The organism is Emergencia sp. JLR.KK010 (assembly GCF_037018265.1).
Taxonomy (GTDB): Bacteria; Bacillota; Clostridia; order Peptostreptococcales; family Anaerovoracaceae; genus Senimuribacter; species Senimuribacter intestinalis.
On the sequence record NZ_CP143550.1, the window covers coordinates 215,421 to 232,447 of the forward strand.

Below are 17,027 nucleotides of genomic sequence, written 5' to 3' on the forward strand. Positions count from 1 at the left end.
TTCTTTTGCAAAAAGCGCATACCCGTAAAACGGGTATGCGTAATTTTTTATGTTAGATTCACTTGCCGGTTTATTTGCCGATTTCTTTGTAAGTTCCGTCAGCTCTGAGTTCAGCAAGTCTCTTGAGCGCATGTTCGTGCTCTTCAGCAGGTGCCCCAGCCGGTTTGCCAGCCTTCACTTTGCCTCCAAAGAATCCGGTACGAGAACCATCTGCGAAGATGATGTTGCCCCCCCAAGCTGCTGTAGCCAGGGAGATAATCGGATTCAGGATGTTGGTGAAACAGTACGGCAGATAAGCCATGGTGCTTACGCCCAGCATGGAGGAGTGATATACACCGCAGGAAGACCAAGGTACCAGTGCGGAGAACAGTGTTCCGCCGTCTTCTGTACATCTGGAAAGAACATTTCTGGAAAGACCCATATCGTCGATCTTTTCTTTGTACATTGCAGGTGGAATGATGAGTCCCAGATACTGGTCACACATAGTCAGGATACAGAACATTGCGGTAACAATTACTGCAGCCATCAGGTGGAACGGCGTCTTAATCTTCTTAATCATTCCGCCCAGCAGTCTTTCTACAGCGCCACATCTGGAGTACATGCCGCCGAAGCCGATGGCAATGAGCGCCATGTTAATAGTCCAGAGCATGGAGTCCATACCGCCTCTGTTCAGCAGTGTGTCAGCCAGTTCATTGCCAGTTTCAGCAGAGTATCCGTAGTGCACCATTGCAATACATTCCGCAAAGCTTGCACCCTGGAAGATGACTGCAAAGATACAACCTGTCAATGACGCAAGCAGTACACCCGGGATGCCTGGCATCTGCAGTATTGCAACCAAGATGATAACTGCAACCGGTAACAGAAGTACCGGGCTCATGTATGCGAAGTTGTCTTTAATCGCATTAGATAAACCGTCTACCAACTCAGGATCATATGTACCTGCTTTTCCTGTCAGGGACATTACGCAGTAAATAACGAATGCGATTAGGAACGCAGGGAAAGTCGTTCCGATCATTGCTTTTACATGGTCGAACAGACCGGTCTGAGAAGCTGCCGCAGCCAGGTTTGTGGAATCGGACAGCGGTGAGAACTTATCTCCGGTACAAGCGCCGGAAAGAACCGCACCAGCAATCATAGCAGGGTTGATACCCATGGTTGCACCGATACTCATAAACGCGATACCCAGTGTAGCGGATACAGTGTAGGAAGATCCCAGGGATAAACCTACGATCGCGCACAGTACAACAACTGCCGGAAGAAAAACTGCAGGTGTGAAAATCTGCAGACCGTAGTATACGATAGCAGGGATTACACCAGCCCATTCAAAGGATCCAACCAAGCATCCTACGAAGAGCAGGATGAACAGCGCTTCCAAAATCTGGCTGATAGAAGCAAAACCTGCCGCCATCATTTCAGATAAAGGTACGTTGCAAAGTTTGCCTACTACGCAGCAGGTAATCGCTGCAAGCAGTACGTAGATGTGCGGGTCGTTGCCCCACTCAAACAAAAAGTTCGCAAGCATCAAACCTAACAGTACGAGAACCGGTAAAAAGGCCTCGAACACGTTAGGAAGACGTTCGCCAGTTTTTTTAGTTTCTGTCATAACTAAAAACCTCCTAAGTATGATAAGAAATAATTTCACACTTGCATTATACCATGTCTTCCATTTCACACATTAGTTCAAAATCTAGTAATTTTCGCAAAATATTTGCAATCATTCAGCCAGCGTAAAAAAATCCATGCTATAACGCAATAATTTTTCGCATTATGTAGCAAAATGCCACTAATGCTGTCATTATTATACCATACCTGTCGGATAATGCACTGATTACCTTGCTATTTTTATTGACCGAGTTGCCATTTCTGAAAAGTTCATCAATTGGCTACTATTAGTCAAAGTTATATGCTGTCACAATTGGTTCCCTGTTTAAAACCTTATCATTGAAGTATTCATACAGGCTGATGCCCAAGAAGGAACCGCTGATATTTGCAATATTCTCAAACCCGTTGCCCTGCAGACAACATGTCGCATAATAGGATCTCTGACTGGAACGGCAGTGCAGATATACCGGCACGTCCTTTGGAATTTCGGAAAGTCTGCCGCGCAGCTGCCCCAGCGGAATATTCTTTGCGCACTTGAGATGTCCCCCTTCAAATTCCTCTGGGCTTCTGACATCGATAATGCAGGCACCGCTTTCCGCCAGAGCGCGAACCTGGCTGACATGCACCTGTTTGATTCTGCCGTTGAGTACATTGAGCGCTACCAGTGCCGCCAGATTCACAACGTCCTTTGCAGTCGAAAACGATGGCGCGTAGCACAGCTCCAGTTCTTTCAAATCTTCTAGTGTGCCTCCCATAGTAATCATCGTGGCAATCACGTTAATTCTCTTATCAGTCTCACCGGTTCCAATTGCCTGCGCGCCCAGAATCCTGCCCGTAGGAACTTCGAAAATCAGCTTAAATACCATATAGTTCGCGCCCGGCATAATGCCCACTCTATCTGAAGGGAAGATCATCACAGAATCATAGGAGAAACCCTCCTGCTGTGCTGTCTTTTCGTTGAGTCCGGTGCACGCTGCATTAAGTGCAAACAGCTTGATGCAAGAGGAACCGATAAAGCCTTTGTTGTTTGCAGAAATTCCATAGATGTGATCCGCCGCCGCTCTTGCCTGTCGCTGCGCAGGTCCTGCCAGCGCAATTCTGCCCGGTTTATGTGTCAGACTGTTAAAAGATTCTATGGCATCTCCAACAGCGTAAATATCCGGGTCGGTGGTCTGATAGTTATGATTGACCTTGATGCCTCTGCTCTGCCCGATTTCAAGACCAGCCTTTTCAGCAAGTTCCGTTTCCGGCGCCACACCCACAGCCATAATAACCGCGTCCGCATCGATGCTGAAGGCTTTACCGTCCTTTACCGCTGTTACCTTTCCGTCTTCTATAGCTGTAACCGATGACTCCAGATACAAGTTGATTCCGTGGTCATCCAGTTCCTTATGCAGAATCTGCACCATATCGTAGTCATAAGGCGCCATAATCTGCGCTGTTCCCTCAATGACAGATACCTGCTTTCCAGCTTCCCGTAGGTTTTCGGCTGTTTCAATTCCGATAAAGCCGCCACCGACAACTGCAACATTGTTTATTCCGGCAGCGTCCAGATAGACCTTTAGTCTACTGATATCCGTCACATTTCTGATAGTAAACACATTGCCTGCGTCAATTCCCCTAATACTCTTTGGCATTACAGGCTTCGCGCCCGGAGAAAGCACCAGCTTGTCATAGGAATCCTCAAATTCCTCACCGGTATTCAAATTCTTTACGTTCACAGTCTTTCTGTCACGGTTTATCGCAGTCACCTCATGTCCTGTATATACATCTATATCATGATTGTTCTTAAAATCCTCCGGAAACATCATAATCAGGTCTTCATCAGATCCCACAACACCTCCGAGGTAGTATGGAAGTGAGCAATTGGAAAACGAAACATGCTCCCCCCTTTCATAGATTACAATCTCTGCTTTCGCGTCAATTCTGCGAGCTCTTGCTGCTGCAGATGCACCGCCAGCTACGCCGCCTACCACAACCAGTTTCATCAAACTTCTCCTTTCAGATACAAAATTACTTAGTTAAAGCAATTTTATCACTTCAAAATTACCATTTCAATTTATTAATTTGCTAACTATCTTGTCATCGAAGCGGATATCTTGTTTTTTTTTCGCTTTTCCGCTAAAATAATTTTAACTTACTACATAGTAAAAACTGAGAGGAGTTATGATGATGCAAGACTATACAAAATTACCCCAGGAAGAAAAAGAAGCCCTGATAAAAAAAGCGATGAACGTCGGCATTCAGACGGAAACTGACTACGGCAACTGCATCCAGAGCATGCTAAACGGTCTTTATTCCGCATTTCCTGACTTTGGAATCACCAAAGATATGCTCAAGGCATGTTTTGGTATTGCTGGAGGCTGCGGTTGCTGTCTGGAAGGTACCTGCGGCGCACTCAACGCAGCGGCATGGGCAATCAGTATCTGCTACGGGCGACCAATTGATGACCTGGCCGGCGATTATGACGCCTGTCATGTAATGGTTAGAGAGGTTGCGGATAAGTTCCGTGAAGAATACGGCGGCATCCTCTGCAAAGATGTTATGATTCATACCATGGGCGCTGTTTATGACTGGAAGACGCCGGAAGGCGATCAGGGGTATATGGATCACAACGGAACATTCCACTGCGCTACTGCTGTCGCGTTCTGTGCGGAGATTATCGCAAGAATGATTGTAGAAGGAAAACTAAAACATGAGTAAAATCCAACGATTCGAAACACATATACCTATCGATGAACTGATGAATCAGTATTTTGATTTTGAGCTGACCCACAGCAAGTGCCGTCAATGCTCTGGTTATCAGAAAACCTGGTCCTGCCCTGCTTTTGACTTTGAGCCCGCTGATTTCTGGCGGGGCTTTTCATCGCTTCATCTGATTGTCGACCGCGTCAGCTGCGCATCTGCCGCAACCATAGAAGAAGCACAGAACTGGCTTTTCGCAGAAAAGAGCCGGTTTGATGCGGAAATGCGCGAGCTGGAAAAAAAATCACCCGGAAGCTATGGGCTAGCTGCACAGGAATGTGTGGCTTGCAAAAAATGCGCCCGTCTTTCCGGTCTTCCCTGCATCCACCCCGAAATCATGCGCTACGGCCTTGAGTCTATCGGCATACTGGCAGTTAAACTAGTGGAGGATAAATTTGGTTTTTCCGCACAGTGGTCTGACGGTGTTTCTATTCCCGACTACTATCTGCTAGTCGGCGGTGTGATATTAAAAGATTGATTAAAAAGAGATGCCGCACGGGCATCTCTTTGTTCTCGTCTATTCTGTTTCTATTTTTATTCCTTTTCATCTTCCATGACTGCGATAATCCGGTCAACCGCAGAGACAATACTTTCCTGATCCTGCAGCACGACAGAAGCATAAAGGTTCATTCCATCCAAATAGCAGACTTCGCTGCTGGACACTCCGACAATGCTCTGCTTTTCTATATCCCACGATGGCATCCCATCAGTCTGCATTTTAATTAGGTTGCGGATATCGTCCTGTGACATATTGATTTCCACACAGTCTTCGATAGAGTCAAGAATCGCTGTATATCTGGTCAAAATCGTCGTACTGGAAATCGCTTTTTTCAAAATTCCCTCCAGCACCTTCTGCTGATTTTTGTTTCTCTGCAAATCCCCGTCGCTGAATGACTTTCGCTCTCTTGCAAATGCCAGTGCTCTTGCGCCGTCCAGATAGTTGGTGCCTTCGTAAAATTCATAGTAAACCCCCATGCCATGGGTAACAAAGGTATAATCGGACTCTACATCAATGCCGCCGATGGCGTCGACCAAAGAGGTAACTGTCGTGTAATTGACCTTTACATAATAGTTCATATCAAGTCCGGTCATCTTTTCCACTGCGGCAATAGTTTCCTTGATTCCGTGTACCCCGGTATGCGTCAGCTTATCCTTCGCGCCGTCGGCATCCGGCAGCTCCAGGTAGTAATCTCTAGGTATCGATGTCAAAAGCACCTTATGGGTTCTCGGATTCACTGTAACAATCATATTTACATCGGAGCGTGAAACCACATCAATAGAGCCTTCTGTGTCCAGTCCGCTTACGTAAATATTAAAAGAATCCTTCGTCACGTTGACGTCTTTTGCGATATTCGTTGTCTCAATCGGCACCTTTACTGTATGCACAATCTTACTGCCTTCCTTAAAACTGCTGTTTTCGCTACACATCGTAGTATAATGCGCTTCACTGATAAAAATCAATTCATAAGATCCGTCTAAAACACCCGATGCCAGCGTACTCAAATCTTCAATCATTTCGTAGGTGACATTCGCCTCTTCCTGTAGCATATTCTTGGCTTCGGAATAGTTAATTTCGTTAGTCAGGAAGGTCTGTACAGCCTTTCCCGTGATAGAAGCTGCCCCATCATAAGTGCTGTCTGCTTTCGCCAATACATAGTAAGGTTCGGTCTGCTCCTTTACCGTAGTAACTTTGTCCATAAAATCAATCGTTCCATTTATGTACACAATCCCCGCGCCATAAGCCCCAACCAGTGCAATAGAAATAATCAGGGAAATAATTCTTCTGGAATTCTTAAAGCGTTTGAAAAACAGCGCTGGAAAAGTGAGAATCAAAATTATGATAATCAGCCCCGCTGCCATGCATACATACTTAATTGCCAGCACGTCCATATAAATAAAAAAACCAAAAAAAGCAATGGTCACTAATATATAAAAAATCGACCATATCCTGGTAAATACTCTAAACGCGCCTCCGTTCTGTTTCTTCTCGTGTTTATCCTGTCTCATCGGTATCCTCTAATATCTCTCAAAATATTGAAGTTGTCACAGTTTGTAACCATAATATTTTACTATGTCTGTAGAATTTTGTCGATACCTCTTAAGAATTTTTTAGAATTATAGCTTGTAACTTGATCATTGCAGAAAAAAGAAAAGGAAAGTCTTCTGTAGAGAGACTTTCCTTTTCCTTCTAAATATGATGAATTACGTCACCTGCGAATCGCAGACAGCATTTGCTGCTAATTTTCCTTACGTCCTTCAGACGTTTCTTTTTTTCTGAATTTCATGACGGCTATAGCCAGAATTACTGCACTACCAACAAAGGCCAATCCCACACAAAGCGCATTGCTCAACGACCAGCCACTGGTTTCTGTATCTTCCGGTGTACCTGCCAGAGGAACCGCCTCATCATCAATGCGAATCAATTCCTCTTCCTCTTCTTTTTCTTCTTCCGCAGCAGTATCCTCTTGTGAGTTTTCCTCTTCTGAAATGTCAGAAGGCGCTGCGCTCTGCATATCATCTGCAGCCTGGCTACCCTGTATATCTTGTCCTTCCTCTGTCTGCTCGGGCTCCGAAGGTGTTTCTAGTTCTGCCCCTTCCTCTGAATCAACTGCTGGAGCCACTTCCGACTCATCCGCATAGACCCATGAAGCTGGAAGCAGCATGAGAAGCGTCATAATCAGACAAATCAGCACTCTTGATTTTTTCATCTGCCCATCCTCTCTTTCATACACTAAATAGTGTGTGCATTTTTTAAGATTCTTTTGAAATTAGTCTAATAAGTTATATTATACCACACGCTGGTTAGTTTTTTGTTATTTTTTGCTATATAGACTCTTTTATAATGATTATAATAGAAGACCTGCGACTACTCGCAGGTCTTAGCTACTTATTTATTCAAATTGACTCAATATCGTAATTATTCGATGATCTCAGTAACAACGCCGGAACCTACTGTTCTGCCGCCTTCTCTGATCGCAAATCTCAGTCCTTCTTCGATTGCAATCGGGGTGATCAACGCAATTGTCATGGTTACGTTATCTCCTGGCATACACATTTCTGTTCCTTCTGGTAACTGCAGGTCTCCTGTTACGTCTGTTGTTCTGAAATAGAACTGTGGTCTGTATCCGTTAAAGAACGGAGTGTGTCTTCCGCCTTCTTCTTTCTTCAGTACGTATACTTCGCCCTTGAACTTTGTGTGCGGATGAATGGTTCCTGGTTTTGCCAGTACCTGTCCTCTTTCGATTTCTGTTCTCTGCACACCTCTAAGCAGTGCTCCTACGTTATCTCCTGTTTCTGCCTGGTCTAACAGCTTTCTGAACATTTCCAGTCCTGTTACTACTACGCTTCTCTTTTCTTCTGTTAAGCCGATGATTTCTACTTCTTCACCAACTTTCAGTACGCCTCTTTCTACTCTTCCTGTTGCTACGGTTCCTCTTCCTGTGATGGAGAATACGTCTTCTACTGGCATCAGGAATGGCTTATCGTTTGCTCTTTCTGGTTCTGGAATGTAGCTGTCTACTGCTTCGAACAGTTCTACTATCTTATCTCCCCATGGTCCTTCTGGGTTCTCTAATGCGCCCAGTGCGGATCCTCTGATGATTGGTGTGTCATCTCCTGGGAATTCATATTCGTCAAGCAGTTCTCTGATTTCCATTTCTACCAGATCCAGCAGCTCTTCGTCATCTACCATGTCGCACTTATTTAAGAATACTACGATGTATGGTACGCCTACCTGTCTGGACAGCAGGATGTGCTCTCTTGTCTGCGGCATCGGTCCGTCTGTTGCTGCGCATACCAGGATTGCGCCGTCCATCTGTGCTGCTCCTGTAATCATGTTCTTTACATAGTCAGCGTGGCCCGGGCAGTCTACGTGTGCGTAGTGTCTATTCGGTGTTTCGTATTCTACGTGTGCTGTAGAAATGGTGATTCCTCTTTCTTTTTCTTCTGGTGCCTTATCGATCTGGTCGAATGCTACCTTTTCACCCAGCTGATATCTCTGATACAGGGTGGTTGTGATTGCTGCTGTCAGCGTTGTCTTACCATGGTCTACGTGGCCAATGGTTCCGATATTGATATGCGGTTTGGTTCTCTCAAATTTTGCTTTTGCCATTTTTGTTTTCCTCCTAATTGTATAACGTTATTTTTTAGAAAGGCGGACTTGGGCGTCCCCAAATCTGCTTATTGGGTTTTGCTCAAACCTAAAAAATATTTTAGCATAGTTTTCTGTAGTTTACAAGTCATTTCCATGGTAAAACTGCGGTAAAACCAAAGCAATCTGCCAATGAATACAGCTGCATCAAAAAAGGACGTTTTACATACATCCTTTTTCACTGTAGCTCTACTTGCGTCTATTCTATTTCCGTTTATAGATTAGTGCTGCACAGCCAGTCCCTGCTGCTGCCAGAATCATCATCCATACTGCCAGCCACAAAAATGCGTCATCTCCGGTCTTTGGGGAACTGTTCTTTGCAGTACCGTTGTCATTCTTCTTTTCAGTTTTATTCGGTTTATCAGCCTTTGGAGTATCAGGCTCGTCAATATCAATGCCAGGTGCTAAAGGTACATCCGGCTCATCAATATCCACATCGCCAGGATCGTCTGGATTTTCTTCTCCCGGATTTGGATCAAGGGGAACATCCGGATCCTCAATTTCTGTCGGCGGCGTTACCGGAATATAGGTACTCCGGTACTGCGCTGTGACGGTCAGATTCTCCTGTACATTGGTAAATTCTTTATCCCATCCCGTAAAGCGGTAGCCGCTGCGCACAGGATCTTCAGGAGCTGCTGCATCCTGACCGGCGAGCACTTCTTCACTCTTTAAAACGTTGCCGTTATAATCCACAAAGGTTACAGTAAAGCAATCTGTATATCTCGGTGTAACATAAATATCACCCTGACGGAATCTCAGGCTGGAAGCATCGCTTTCGTCAACCTTTTCAGTACCGCTGTTCACCCACTGCACATCAAAATCATCTTTCTTTGTGGAAAGGGTATAATCCAGTCCAACTTCCCGCGAATCCAGCTTCGAAGTCTGAATCTGACTCATCGTCTGGTCATACTGATAAGTCTGCAGATTGAGACTTGTAATCTTTTTGCCTTCTACATCAAAACGATTTCCTAAAAGTTCTGCAAATCTGATTTCATTATCCTCATGATAATAATCGTATGCAGCAACTCTCACCCACGTACTCTGTGCCGCATCCCAAACATTTACAGTAAAGAGAGTTGGCTGGTAAAAGATTTCTTTAGAAGACACGTTGTTTCGTCCCACATTAAAAACAATATATCGATTTGAATAATCAGTTTTATCCGGACTGTCTGTAATTCCCGTTTTAATATATCCGCCCACTTCCATCGGCGCAAAGTTTTCCTGCGCACGTACATAGATTTTCAAATCTGTATTTTGTTTTGTCAGATAGGTTCTTGAACCTGTCAGGCGGAAAGATTCTGGCTTTACTGTATGCTCATAGCCAAGATAGCCGGTCTTGTAGTTTGCTCTGTGCTCCACATTGGCAAAACGATAATCCTTCAGATAAGTGGATTCTTTCTCTCCCTGAGGAACCGCCGCCGCAAAAACGAGTACAGGCACAGAATAGTAAGAATCCTGGGAATCCAATCGTGCACCGACAATCCCTGAGCTTGCGTCAGCCTCGTTTCTTGCTCTGAAAGTCAAAGTACCGATTCCGTTTTCATCTACTGTATATTTGTTATCATTGGCAGTCGATCCGACCAGTCTCGGCACCTGCGCAATCCAATTTCCCGATCCGGGCCTACTCTCTCTGTCTGGCAAAGCGGCAGGCAGCACATATCCTTCATCTGCCTGCAAGGTCAGTGTAACCTGCAGACCATCAAACTTATAATCAGTAACCTGTACGTTCCATCCATCAAAATGCAGCCGCGCATAGGTTCCAAAGGTTTTTTCATCTGTGTAATCCGGCGCAATTACATTGTCTCCGTTTAATTCCGCCTCCATTGCATCTACGTAATCATTGTAATTATCTCTTGTAATTTTTTCATTGGAAATCGAAGGGCTTTCTCCATCCGAAATCTCTGCTGCTGCAAAACTCAGCTGCAGTGACATTGCAATCATGAGTGCCATAATCAAGCAGCTAAACTTTTTTAATGTTTTCATATTTTCTTCCTTTCTCCTATAAAGCCCTTATTCTTTTCATTGTTGATTTCACTGCAGCCGCAGCACACCGGCAATTCAACTGCATGAAATTATAATATTAACTCAGTGGACTTATCATATCATGATTTAGGTTAGATTCTTGTTATATTTTGTCACCTACTCCCAAAAATTTCAATTCCTTTAATAAACAAAATATTTCTTTTATCATGCTAACTGCATTTAAGCCGCGCTAAGCCGCGTTTAGGATAGCTTCAAAATATATTTACATTTATTTTTGTATTCATTTTTTAGCATTATTTTTTGAATACATACAAATCATATCACAGCGAATACAATTATGTAAAGAAAGGATTTGAATTATGGCAAAATTTATTCCACAGAAACAAGATAAAGAAGTAATTTCCATACGGCTTACCTCTGACCTATTAAAATCCATCGATGAAAATGCAGGAAAGGCAGACCTAAGCAGAAATGAATTCATCAATCAGTGCATCATCTTCGCCCTGCAAAATATAGAATTTGAGAATTAAATGAGTACCTGAGAAGTAACAATGAAGCTGAAACCTCGCCCTTTTCTGATTCTCTGCAATTTACAAGAGGCAATCTTTCATCACACAAAAACAAAAGACGCTGGAATTCCAACGTCTTCTATACTTGGAGCTGTTGAGCAGATTCGAACTGCCGAACCTCTTCCTTACCAAGGAAGTGCTCTACCTACTGAGCTACAACAGCATACCAATCGTTCTATATATTACTATATTTTCGGCTCTTTGTCAATGGCAAATTTACAAATCTTCACCGCGGTCATGAAAATCGATAAAAAGCGGTTGCGCACAAGGTTTTATGCCTTTGCTACGTATAAAGCCTTTCTTCCCGCTTTCTCCAATTCAATTTTCTAAAAATCGCTGTATCTTTTTCTTGATTCGCTGAATAGCATTGTCCACTGTCTTAGTAGAGCGGTGCAGATGCCCCGCAATTTCCCTATACTCTTCTCCTTTGAGCATATGGTTCCACACCTTTTTTTCCAGAGGACTAAAAATATCATGCTCGTTGGCTTTCAGAAAATCTACAACTTCTCTCATCAGCATCATCGCTTCTGGGTCCGTGTCTGCGCTATTTGCCGCAAGTCGCTCTGACAAAGCGGCTGCTTCCCCATTTTCAGCATTCTCCGCCTGAGAGTTCAGGGACACAGACTCATTGAGAATCTGATGTTTCTGACGATTCGCCGCTTTAATTGCAGTAATAATCTGGCGATTGACGCAAAGCTCCGCAAAGGTACGAAAAGAAGCTGCCTGGGTCTCGTCATAGTCACGAATCGCTTTAAAAATCCCAATCATACCTTCCTGCACTACATCCTCTATATCACCGCCAGCAATAAAATAAGTCTTGGACTTCATCTTGGCAAGTTCTTTATACTTGTCAATGAGATATTCATAAGCAGTACTACTTCCCTCCTGCGCCATTTTTACAATGGATTCATCGGTAAGGATATTTAAATCTTTATTATTTTCCATCTCTCTGTCTGCGCACCTCATATAGCAAAACTGCCGCCGCATTGGAGGCGTTCAAAGAAGTGATATTTCCAACCATCGGCATGGAAACTGTAAAATCACACTTCTTTTTAACCAGCGGGCTAATGCCAGCCCCCTCACTTCCAATCACGATTGCAAGTTTTCCGGTTAAATCCTGCTGATAATAGGTCACACCGTCCATATCACAGGCAGCAATCCAGAATCCATCTTCTTTCAGTGCATCAATTGCCTGTCCAATGTTGGCAACTTTGACACAAGGCATGTACTCGACTGCACCAGCAGAAGATTTTGCTACGGTTTCCGTCAATCCGCAAGAGCGGCGTTTTGGAATAATCACGCCATGAGCACCTGCGCACTCGGCACTACGCATGATTGCGCCCAGATTATGCGGATCTTCCAGATTGTCGAGAATCACAATTAAAGGCTGCTCTCCCGCCGCCTCTGCTTTGGCATAGATATCCTCCATCTCACTATAATGGTAGGCTGAAGCATAGGCAATGACCCCCTGGTGAGGCGCACCGCCGGCAATTCTGTCCAGAGTCTGTTTATCGCTCTGATAAATGGGAATTGCCTTTTCTTTTGCCATGGCAATAATCTTCGCAATGGAGCCCTCTGCGCCTTTTCCGACCAGAATCTTTTCCATTTCTCTGTCATTTCTAAGCGCTTCTATCACAGGGTTTCTGCCTAAAATCGCGCCTGCCGGAAGCTCTGCCTGCCAAAACTTTTCTTCACCTTGTCTCGTTTTAGTTCCCGCAGACTTTGTATTTCTCTCACTTCTGCGGCTTGCCTTCGCTTCCTCTGGCGCTCTGTAGGCTTTGCCCTTGCGGGCGTTAATGGATGCCCAGTCTCTTTTATTTTTTGCCATCTTCTTTTCTCCTATATTCAAAAAACTGGTAACAGATTCCTTTTTCCTCCTGCAGTTCACTTTCCCAAACTACCTCAAATTCCGGCATTTCATCCAGATTGACAAACCAGGTATCCGCCGGAAATTCCGCGTAAATCTTAGTAATATAGCAGGTGTCACATTTAGGAAAAAAATCTCTGTAGACCTTTCCACCGCCGATGATCATGACTTCGTCAGAATCCAGTCCGGCCAGCACCGCAGAAAGTTCCTCTTCAGAATGCACCACGGTTACGCCGGAAGGCGCGTAATCGGCTCTGGTGGAAAGCACGATATTTTCACGGTTTGGAAGGGGTTTCCCACCTGGCAGGCTTTCTAAGGTGGCTCTGCCCATTACCACAGTTTTTCCGGTCGTTCTCTCCTTAAAATATTTCAAATCACCTGAAAGGTGACAGAGCAGTCCGCCCTGATTGCCAATGGCCCAGTTTTTGTCTGTTGCAAGTATCAGTTTCATAAAATCTCCCTTCGCCCTAGTGGATGCTATCTTTCAATCGGCAACATTGACAAATTATTCTTTTTCCTAATTTTTTGTCAATGTTCAGCCGATATTTATCGCGCAAACAACGATATTTTCCTATCAACTTTGACAAAATTGCCAAAACTTTTGTTTTTTGTCAATCCAGGCAATGTTTTCACTCCAAAACCTTGACAAAATTGACAGATTTCCGATTTCTTGTCAATTTTGTCAAAATTGCATCGAAAACCGCAATATTAGCCGAGATTTTTGCCGATTTATTGACAAAACCGCAAAAAATTTCAAAATTTGGCAATGCCATCGCAGCTGAAATACCATAGCTGAATTACCGCAATTAAATCGCCACAGGGATGTTTTTTACCTGTGGATTTTTCTGGTAATCTTCGATTATAATGTCGTCCACGGTAAAGTCATAAAAATCCTTTACGTCCGGATTGAGTCTGAACTTCGGCGCCGGATACTGAGGTCTTTCGATTAGTTCCTCTACAATCGGCACATGGCGATCGTAAATATGGGCGTCAGCGATAACGTGCACCAGTTCGCCAGGAACCAGTCCGCAAACCTGCGCCAGCATATGTACCAGTACGGAATACTGCACTACATTCCAATTGTTGGCGGTCAGAATATCCTGCGAACGCTGATTCAAAATAGCGTTCAGTCTATCTCCCGTCACATTAAAAGTCATACTGTATGCGCACGGCTCCAGTCCCATTTCCATTAAATCATTGAAATTATAAATGTTAGTCATAATCCGTCTGGAGTACGGCGTATTGCGAAGCTGCCAAATGACATTGTCCACCTGATCCATCTCGCCTTGGGCAAAGCGATATTTCACACCTAACTGATAGCCATAGGCTTTTCCAATAGAGCCGGTTTCATCAGCCCAGGAATCCCAAATATGGCTGTTCAGATCATTTACATTGTTTGACTTTTTCTGCCAAATCCACAGCATTTCATCCACCGCAGACTTGATTGCAGTCGGGCGCAGGGTCAGCGCCGGAAACTCTTCCTGTAAATCATAGCGATTCACTACCCCGAAATTCTTGATGGTGTGCGCGGGAGCACCGTCTGCCCATTTTGCACGAACCTGCTGTCCTTCTGTAGAAAAGCCATGGTCTAAAATGCCGCGGCACATATTGACAAATAACACATCTGCTTTACTCATTCTTATCTCCTTCTATTCTGCCCACGGCTTCCTTTACTATTTCTGTCATGCGTTCATCCTGTCCATCCAGATATAGATATCCGATTAAAGCCTCAAAAGCCGTCGCCAGCTTATACGCCACTGGTCCTGCGCTTCTGGATTTTGATACGCTTTTGTGATTTCTGGCACGCTTTACAATCGCAGTTTCCTCTTCTGTGAGAAAGTCCCTCATCAAGGATTTTATAGCTTTTGCCTGCGCCTCCGCTCGCACATAAGTCACCGCCATCTTATGCAGCATGTCCGCATTTTTCTGACCGCTTTCCATCACATGTTTTCTTATAAATACTTCATAAACGGCATCGCCTATAAAAGCCAATGCCGTTGTGTTTATTTCCCTTGGATTGAATTGTTCCATATTACTCTTTTATAATCTGCACGCCCTGTGGGGTGTCCTTGAGTGTAATGCCCTTTTCCTTCAACAAATCTCTGATTTCGTCAGCTCTTGCAAAATTCTTTGCTTCTCTTGCTTCCTGTCTCTCATCAACCAGTTTCTGAATATCTTCATCAACAGCACTATCTTCTTCTACCTGCAAAAGACCCAGCACGTCAGCAAATTCCATCAGTGTATCCAAAGATGCTTTCGCAAATTCTCTTGTGGCGCCGTCCTTCACAGCAGTGTTTGCCGCGGTTACCAGCTCGAAGACTGCACTGATTGCGTCAGCAGTATTCAAATCATCGTCCATAGCCTTAACAAAGGCTTCGCGGTACGTCCCATAGTCTTCCAGCTGCTCTTTTTCTGCCTCAGTCATAGAGCCTTCTGCCCCTGCTGTCGTCAGATACGTCAGGTTTTCTTTACAGTTTGCCATTCTGGAAAGACCGTTCTTCGCCTGCTCCATCAGAGCGTCAGAGAAGTTAATCGGGCTTCTGTAATGACCGGAAAGCAGGAAGAAGCGCATAACCTCTCCGCTATACTCCCTTAGAATGTCTCTTACAGTAAAGAAGTTGCCCTTGGATTTAGACATTTTCTCGTTGTCAATGGTGATATAACCGTTGTGCATCCAGTAGTGGGCAAAGGGTACGCCATTGCAGCACTCAGACTGTGCAATTTCGTTCTCGTGATGCGGGAACTGCAGGTCCTGTCCACCCGCGTGGATATCGATAGTTTCACCCAGGTGCTTTTTGGACATAGCAGAGCACTCGATGTGCCAGCCAGGTCTTCCCATACCCCATGGGGATTCCCATGCAATTTCATCTTCTGTTTTTCTTGCCTTCCACAGTGCAAAATCCAGCGGGTCCTGCTTTACTTCGCCCACCGCAATTCTAGCGCCGGACTCTAAATCATCGATGTTCTGCTTAGAAAGCTTTCCGTATTCAGGAAACTTTCTGGTAGAAAAATATACGTCGCCGTCCGCCTCATAGGCGTAGCCTTTATCGCAGAGCGTCTGTACGAAGTCGATAATTTCCTGAATGTGCTCAGATACCCTCGGGTGTACATCTGCTTTCTTAACGTTAAGCGCAGCCGCATCCTTATAGTATTCACCGATATATTTTTCGGAAACTTCCGGCGCAGTAATGCCCTCTTCTCTGGCTCTGTTGATAATCTTATCGTCAACATCGGTAAAGTTCTGCACAAACTTTACTTTATAGCCGCTGTATTCCATGTACTTTCTCAGCGTGTCAAATACAACGAAAGGTCTGGCGTTTCCAATGTGAAAAAAGTTATATACAGTAGGACCACAGACATAGATAGAAACTTCCCCTTCGCGAATCGGTACAAATTCTTCTTTTTTTCTAGTCAGTGTATTATAGATTTTCATCTTCATTTCCTTTCTGTTCCTTACTTGCAAGCTGATTTAGTTTATTCTCCAGCATAACCACTCTTCTGCGCAGGCATTCAAGTTCCGTTGCTACCGGGTCGGGTAAATCCACCTGATTCAAATCTTCTGTGCTTTCACCGTAACGTCTTACGATTTTTCCCGGAATGCCAACTACCGTGCAACCTGGCGGAATCTCATTAAGAACGATGGAACCTGCGCCAATTTTTACATCGTCCCCCACAGAAAAAGGTCCAAGGACTCTGGCGCCGGAGCTGACAATGACACGATTTCCGATAGTAGGATGCCTTTTTCCGGTGTCCTTTCCGGTACCGCCTAAGGTCACGCCCTGATAAAGCGTCACATCATCGCCGATTTCCGTGGTTTCACCGATAACCACCGCCATGCCGTGGTCAATAAAACACCTCCTACCGATGGTGGCTCCCGGATGAATTTCTATACCGGTGAAAAATCTAGTCAGCTGAGAAATCATTCTTGCAAGCAATTTAATATTATGTTTGTAGAGAAAATGAGCCGGCTTATGCCAAATCAGTGCCCAGATGCCTGGGTAACAGAGCAGAACCTCCAAACTGTTTCTCGCTGCAGGGTCTTTCTTCAGCACAGTTTGAATATCCTCTCTCACATCTTTCCAAAAAGCCATCTTACAAATTCCTCCTACTT

The 17,027-nt window shown here is 44.5% G+C and carries 16 protein-coding genes and 1 tRNA gene; 3 read left to right on the forward strand and 14 right to left on the reverse strand.

Features of this window, described 5'->3' with window-relative positions:
• Window positions 1–70: 70 nt before the first annotated feature.
• Window positions 71–1,603, reverse strand: a complete 1,533-nt coding sequence (locus tag V1225_RS00935) for a Na+/H+ antiporter NhaC family protein (RefSeq protein ID WP_338547237.1) — start codon at window positions 1,601–1,603, stop codon at window positions 71–73.
• Window positions 1,604–1,889: 286 nt separating this feature from the next.
• Entirely contained in the window at window positions 1,890–3,590 is a 1,701-nt protein-coding gene (locus V1225_RS00940) for an FAD-dependent oxidoreductase (RefSeq protein WP_338547238.1), read from the reverse strand.
• Between the two features lie 178 nt (window positions 3,591–3,768).
• On the opposite strand from V1225_RS00940, the gene V1225_RS00945 reads away from it, so the two are divergent.
• Together V1225_RS00945 and V1225_RS00950 are read left to right on the forward strand one after the other, a co-directional pair.
• Window positions 3,769–4,305 (forward strand): C-GCAxxG-C-C family protein, encoded by a 537-nt coding sequence (locus V1225_RS00945; RefSeq protein ID WP_338547239.1) that lies wholly within the window; start codon window positions 3,769–3,771, stop codon window positions 4,303–4,305.
• The gene (locus V1225_RS00950; protein WP_161909445.1) at window positions 4,298–4,825 is read left to right on the forward strand and encodes a DUF2284 domain-containing protein; all 528 of its coding nucleotides are present in this window, start codon (window positions 4,298–4,300) and stop codon (window positions 4,823–4,825) included. The genes V1225_RS00945 and V1225_RS00950 overlap by 8 nt, the downstream gene beginning before the upstream one ends.
• Before the next feature lie 56 nt (window positions 4,826–4,881).
• Here the strand turns inward: V1225_RS00950 and V1225_RS00955 are convergent, their stop codons facing one another.
• The 4 genes from V1225_RS00955 to V1225_RS00970 all read right to left on the reverse strand — a co-directional run bounded on the left by V1225_RS00955 (window position 4,882) and on the right by V1225_RS00970 (window position 10,480).
• Entirely contained in the window at window positions 4,882–6,354 is a 1,473-nt protein-coding gene (locus V1225_RS00955) for an LCP family protein (protein ID WP_161909446.1), read from the reverse strand.
• Between the two features lie 230 nt (window positions 6,355–6,584).
• Window positions 6,585–7,055: a hypothetical protein gene (locus V1225_RS00960; RefSeq protein ID WP_160203250.1), complete on the reverse strand. Its 471-nt coding sequence runs from the start codon at window positions 7,053–7,055 to the stop codon at window positions 6,585–6,587.
• 209 nt (window positions 7,056–7,264) lie between these two features.
• On the reverse strand, window positions 7,265–8,458 hold the full coding sequence (tuf, locus tag V1225_RS00965) for an elongation factor Tu (RefSeq protein ID WP_160200804.1): 1,194 nt from the start codon (window positions 8,456–8,458) through the stop codon (window positions 7,265–7,267).
• 243 nt (window positions 8,459–8,701) lie between these two features.
• Window positions 8,702–10,480: an InlB B-repeat-containing protein gene (locus V1225_RS00970; protein ID WP_251615262.1), complete on the reverse strand. Its 1,779-nt coding sequence runs from the start codon at window positions 10,478–10,480 to the stop codon at window positions 8,702–8,704.
• 359 nt (window positions 10,481–10,839) lie between these two features.
• On the opposite strand from V1225_RS00970, the gene V1225_RS00975 reads away from it, so the two are divergent.
• Window positions 10,840–11,010 (forward strand): ribbon-helix-helix domain-containing protein, encoded by a 171-nt coding sequence (locus tag V1225_RS00975; protein ID WP_160202996.1) that lies wholly within the window; start codon window positions 10,840–10,842, stop codon window positions 11,008–11,010.
• A 125-nt stretch (window positions 11,011–11,135) separates the two neighbouring features.
• Here V1225_RS00975 and V1225_RS00980 read toward each other — a convergent pair.
• The 8 genes from V1225_RS00980 to cysE all read right to left on the reverse strand — a co-directional run bounded on the left by V1225_RS00980 (window position 11,136) and on the right by cysE (window position 17,007).
• Window positions 11,136–11,212: transfer RNA gene (locus tag V1225_RS00980), tRNA-Thr, on the reverse strand.
• 155 nt (window positions 11,213–11,367) lie between these two features.
• Window positions 11,368–11,994, reverse strand: coding sequence for an RNA polymerase sporulation sigma factor SigH (gene sigH, locus V1225_RS00985; RefSeq protein ID WP_161909397.1), 627 nt, complete (start codon window positions 11,992–11,994; stop codon window positions 11,368–11,370).
• Complete coding sequence (gene rlmB, locus V1225_RS00990; protein WP_160202982.1) at window positions 11,984–12,877, reverse strand: 23S rRNA (guanosine(2251)-2'-O)-methyltransferase RlmB; 894 nt, start codon at window positions 12,875–12,877, stop codon at window positions 11,984–11,986. The genes sigH and rlmB overlap by 11 nt, the downstream gene beginning before the upstream one ends.
• Window positions 12,864–13,367: a dihydrofolate reductase gene (locus tag V1225_RS00995; RefSeq protein ID WP_338547246.1), complete on the reverse strand. Its 504-nt coding sequence runs from the start codon at window positions 13,365–13,367 to the stop codon at window positions 12,864–12,866. The genes rlmB and V1225_RS00995 overlap by 14 nt, the downstream gene beginning before the upstream one ends.
• Before the next feature lie 355 nt (window positions 13,368–13,722).
• Window positions 13,723–14,553: a thymidylate synthase gene (gene thyA, locus V1225_RS01000; RefSeq protein WP_161909398.1), complete on the reverse strand. Its 831-nt coding sequence runs from the start codon at window positions 14,551–14,553 to the stop codon at window positions 13,723–13,725.
• Entirely contained in the window at window positions 14,546–14,947 is a 402-nt protein-coding gene (locus tag V1225_RS01005) for a ribonuclease III domain-containing protein (RefSeq protein ID WP_160202979.1), read from the reverse strand. The genes thyA and V1225_RS01005 overlap by 8 nt, the downstream gene beginning before the upstream one ends.
• 1 nt (window position 14,948) lies before the next feature.
• Entirely contained in the window at window positions 14,949–16,349 is a 1,401-nt protein-coding gene (gene cysS / locus V1225_RS01010; protein WP_338548143.1) for a cysteine--tRNA ligase, read from the reverse strand.
• Entirely contained in the window at window positions 16,336–17,007 is a 672-nt protein-coding gene (gene cysE, locus V1225_RS01015) for a serine O-acetyltransferase (RefSeq protein ID WP_160202978.1), read from the reverse strand. The genes cysS and cysE overlap by 14 nt, the downstream gene beginning before the upstream one ends.
• Window positions 17,008–17,027 lie beyond the last annotated feature (20 nt).

Excerpts from the sequence above, each read along its gene's own strand:
- tuf (WP_160200804.1), bottom strand. The coding sequence starts at position 8,458 with ATGGCAAAAGCAAAATTTGAGAGAACCAAACCGCATATCAATATCGGA.
- V1225_RS00945 (WP_338547239.1), top strand. The coding sequence starts at position 3,769 with ATGATGATGCAAGACTATACAAAATTACCCCAGGAAGAAAAAGAAGCC.
- V1225_RS00950 (WP_161909445.1), top strand. The coding sequence starts at position 4,298 with ATGAGTAAAATCCAACGATTCGAAACACATATACCTATCGATGAACTG.
- sigH (WP_161909397.1), bottom strand. The coding sequence starts at position 11,994 with ATGGAAAATAATAAAGATTTAAATATCCTTACCGATGAATCCATTGTA.
- cysE (WP_160202978.1), bottom strand. The coding sequence starts at position 17,007 with ATGGCTTTTTGGAAAGATGTGAGAGAGGATATTCAAACTGTGCTGAAG.
- V1225_RS00955 (WP_161909446.1), bottom strand. The coding sequence starts at position 6,354 with ATGAGACAGGATAAACACGAGAAGAAACAGAACGGAGGCGCGTTTAGA.
- V1225_RS00970 (WP_251615262.1), bottom strand. The coding sequence starts at position 10,480 with ATGAAAACATTAAAAAAGTTTAGCTGCTTGATTATGGCACTCATGATT.
- cysS (WP_338548143.1), bottom strand. The coding sequence starts at position 16,349 with ATGAAAATCTATAATACACTGACTAGAAAAAAAGAAGAATTTGTACCG.
- V1225_RS00975 (WP_160202996.1), top strand. The coding sequence starts at position 10,840 with ATGGCAAAATTTATTCCACAGAAACAAGATAAAGAAGTAATTTCCATA.
- thyA (WP_161909398.1), bottom strand. The coding sequence starts at position 14,553 with ATGAGTAAAGCAGATGTGTTATTTGTCAATATGTGCCGCGGCATTTTA.
- V1225_RS00940 (WP_338547238.1), bottom strand. The coding sequence starts at position 3,590 with ATGAAACTGGTTGTGGTAGGCGGCGTAGCTGGCGGTGCATCTGCAGCA.
- V1225_RS00935 (WP_338547237.1), bottom strand. The coding sequence starts at position 1,603 with ATGACAGAAACTAAAAAAACTGGCGAACGTCTTCCTAACGTGTTCGAG.
- rlmB (WP_160202982.1), bottom strand. The coding sequence starts at position 12,877 with ATGGCAAAAAATAAAAGAGACTGGGCATCCATTAACGCCCGCAAGGGC.
- V1225_RS00960 (WP_160203250.1), bottom strand. The coding sequence starts at position 7,055 with ATGAAAAAATCAAGAGTGCTGATTTGTCTGATTATGACGCTTCTCATG.
- V1225_RS00995 (WP_338547246.1), bottom strand. The coding sequence starts at position 13,367 with ATGAAACTGATACTTGCAACAGACAAAAACTGGGCCATTGGCAATCAG.
- V1225_RS01005 (WP_160202979.1), bottom strand. The coding sequence starts at position 14,947 with ATGGAACAATTCAATCCAAGGGAAATAAACACAACGGCATTGGCTTTT.